3 protein-coding genes and 1 pseudogene are annotated in these 3,155 nt (G+C 59.0%); 1 reads left to right on the top strand and 3 read right to left on the bottom strand.

Annotated elements, in window-relative coordinates; all coding sequences use genetic code 11:
• Positions 1–130 precede the first annotated feature (130 nt).
• Complete coding sequence (locus tag AC1D17_RS28265) at positions 131–532, top strand: type II toxin-antitoxin system VapC family toxin (RefSeq protein WP_060503963.1); 402 nt, start codon at positions 131–133, stop codon at positions 530–532.
• Between the two features lie 1,090 nt (positions 533–1,622).
• Here AC1D17_RS28265 and AC1D17_RS28260 read toward each other — a convergent pair.
• The 3 genes and pseudogenes from AC1D17_RS28260 to AC1D17_RS28250 all read right to left on the bottom strand — a co-directional run.
• On the bottom strand, positions 1,623–2,201 hold the full coding sequence (locus AC1D17_RS28260) for a VapC50 family PIN domain-containing toxin (RefSeq protein WP_477568531.1): 579 nt from the start codon (positions 2,199–2,201) through the stop codon (positions 1,623–1,625).
• Positions 2,191–2,637 (bottom strand): DNA-binding protein, encoded by a 447-nt coding sequence (locus AC1D17_RS28255; protein ID WP_477568530.1) that lies wholly within the window; start codon positions 2,635–2,637, stop codon positions 2,191–2,193. Before AC1D17_RS28255 ends, AC1D17_RS28260 begins: the two co-directional genes overlap by 11 nt.
• 259 nt (positions 2,638–2,896) lie before the next feature.
• Positions 2,897–3,155: pseudogene (locus AC1D17_RS28250) on the bottom strand (DUF932 domain-containing protein); the annotation flags it as partial.

Here is a 3,155-nt window from a genome sequence, read left to right as displayed (position 1 = left end):
GCGACGAGCTTCGCATCCGTCCTGTGCATCGCTCCCTGGCCGGCGTTCTGGATGTGTTTGCCCGCTTCTCTCCGGATTTCATGCGTGACGGACGAGAGTCTCATGAGCAAGACGAGCGGGATAAGATCTGATGGCGCGCTACATGCTCGATACGAACATGTGTATCTACCTAATGAAAAACCAGCCGGAGCAGGTCGCTCGCCGCTTTGCCAGTTGCTATGTGGGGGACGTGGTGATGTCCGCCATCACCTTCGCCGAACTCGAGTATGGTGTATCCGCATCCGATGATCCCGCACGGGAACTTGATAATCTCGCAGCCCTGGCCGAACTGATCACGGTAGAGCCGTTTGGGATTGCCGCAGCGCGTGCCTATGGTCCGGTTCGGATGGCGACGAGAGACMGAAAGAAAGATCATCTCGACAAACTGATCGCGTCGCATGCAATCGCTCTCAACACCGTGTTGGTGACCAACAACACGCGCGACTTCCTGGCGTATCCCGGACTGAAGCTCGAAAACTGGCTGGACGCGTAACGCAGAGAAACCAATTACCCCGTCCCAGCGGCTATGCCGTGAGGGGCGGGCAGGGAGGAGGACCTGGCCGGCGTTCGTGCCGGTGCGAGTGCCAACGACCAAGGCCCGATCAGCGAAAAATGAAGAGTATCGGAGAAATCAGCATAGCGCCGCTCCCAGGCGGGATTTCGGGAATTCTCGACGCGCAGGGAGCGGGAAAAAGGCAGCCGCAGGAGCCTCAACATAGTGGCCCGAAGGGGAGGCGGGATCGACTGCCGCCGCGCACTGCGCACCGTTTAGAGGGGCAAAAACGGGAAAAACTCAAACGCCAAAAACGACCGTTTTCCACCAAGCTCCGGAAAACCCTACGGCGCTATGTGGGAGCGCGGGTTTCCTCCGCTTGGCTGCGCTCGCCTTTGCGGCTCGCTCCGGCCGCGGGCGCGCCGTCTGACGGCGCTGCGGCTGAAAAACGGTCCACAATACCGCAGAAGAACACCATGATGGCTGTGAGTGCCCTTAGACCTGGATCCAGGACAGGGGAGGGGGCAGGGCTCCCTCGAACCGCGCGACGCCCAGGTCGATACGGGCGACGCGCGGTAATGGCCTGTGATATTCCCCTGGACAGAGGGAGGGCAAATGCCCGTTCCACGGCGACGCACGAGACTTCAAGTCGCGCGGCTCGGAAGGCGGAGGTCTTCTCGGGTCCGGACAAGCGATCGTCACCGAGATCGGCGAAGACGGCCGAAGGGCTGCTTCGTGCCATCGGCATAAAGCGCGGCCAACCCGTCGGTTGGTGTCGCCATCTCTCGCGTAGGCAAATCGACAAAGCGCAACGCACTTACAAAGGCCTTGCCTCAAATCCTCGGAGCGCGGAACTTGCATAGGGCAGATTGTGCGTTCCTAGCATTTGTAGGCGGGACAGTCAGAAAAAAGGCAGGGCAGGGGAACACACCTCGCTTGCAACGAGCGCCTATAATGACGAGCAAACCCGATGGGCCGCAAGGAAATGCGAGAGTGTGGGGCTTGGCCGTACCCCGCGAAGCTACCAACGCTCAAAGCCCAGACCACTGGTTTTTTATCCGTGCCGGCTACGTCGCTGTGGAGCAACCGATCAATCGATCCTTGTCGCATTCTGGCGGAGGATTGCGGCAAAATCCGCAAGACCCTGGCGTTCCAAAGCTCCAACAAAATCTTCGCTTGAAGGCAACGATTTGCGAAGATTGCCTCGGGCACGAGCGACACTGTCGATCAGTGCCTCGGGAAACTGCCCGTAAAGCTCGACCAGAAAAGCATCGGGCGTGATGCAAGCCACGCCATGCGATCGGAGATTTTCGATAGGAAAATCCTTAATATTCCAACTGACGATCAGTGTTGCTTTTCCGGTTATGGCAGCCGCCAGGACGTGCCGGTCATTCGGATCGGGCAAATCCAGTTCGGGAATGAGAGATTGGTAACCACGGACATCGGCTTGCGGCAAAACATCCTTCATCCGGTCGCGCGTGACCTCAAGTCGATCCACCGTGACATGCGGAGCGTTTGCGGCGAGATTGCGTATCCACTCTGCGTGAATGTCGTCGGACCAGTGCGCATCGAAAATTCCGTCGAAAGCGGCCTGAACAAGGAGGTTGCGAAGATGGAAGGGATAGAGAACGCAGGCATCAAGGACCGCGACAAGCGGTTTAGAGGCCATGGGTGCCGATCAAGTCCTCTGTATCGTCTGCCAGCGCCTCTAGAGCCTTTTGACGGGTGTCCAGTTTGGATTTGAGCGTTAAGACGTCTCTCAGCAACGCGCGGCGGTGTTTGCCCACATAGCGAAAGGGTAGATCACCCCGGTCCATACGCAGCACCACAAGAGGTCGGGAAATCCCGAGAATTTCGGATGCATCTGTGGGGCTCAACTCCTGATCCTCGGTGAGGAGAGCGACATGTTCCCCACGCGACAGCCGATTGATCAATGTCTCGATGGCAACGGCTGCAGCCAGTGGGAGCGCCAATGTTTCGTCGACACCGTCGCGGCGTCGAACATGCAGTTCAATGCGATCGCCTGCCGCCAGTTTCGGCAGGGTCGCAACTTGTCTCCGGTCTCGGTCCGACAAACCGACAAATTTCACGACGTGGCTGGCCATGGCTTGATCTCCTGTGCGGTCAATATAGAGGTCGCAGCGATTAACTGCAATAACTGAAATTCAAGGCTTGGTTTAAAAGCAATTTGGCAAGCCATTTCGCGCCGACGGGCGGGAAGGGAGAGCGAGGGGTGGGGCTTTGGGGCACCCCTCGAAGCTGACCCGCCGCGTCGATAGCGGCAAGGGACTGCTACCACGCAGGCGGCTATGGGAGGGGAGGGCAAAGCGCCGCCGTTACCGACGACGCCTTACGCGGGAAGGTTCAAGCCTTCAGCGCTGCCATCCGTTCTCCGAGAAGCCACAGCGCCTTGTTCAACTTGATATCCTGATCAATGCCGTTGACGGCGCGGGACTTCACACGGCGCGGCCTGCCGAGATCGTCACGTCCGACCCCACGCAATCCGCCCTTGATGGCGTTTTCCTGAACCACGTTCCAGACCGTCCAAAGATCGGCGGCTCGATCATCGTGGCGGCGGGGGAGAAGCAACTGCTCGGCCTTGATCGGCGTCTTCGTCTCACCG

This window comes from Pararhizobium sp. P1_E7 (genome assembly GCF_056405855.1).
Note: the sequence above shows the minus strand (reverse complement) of the source record. Positions and strands in the feature narration are given on the sequence as shown.

What these genes read in the sequence shown, in the direction of transcription:
- AC1D17_RS28260 (WP_477568531.1), bottom strand. Translation starts at nt 2,201, where the DNA reads ATGGCCTCTAAACCGCTTGTCGCGGTCCTTGATGCCTGCGTTCTCTAT.
- AC1D17_RS28255 (WP_477568530.1), bottom strand. Translation starts at nt 2,637, where the DNA reads ATGGCCAGCCACGTCGTGAAATTTGTCGGTTTGTCGGACCGAGACCGG.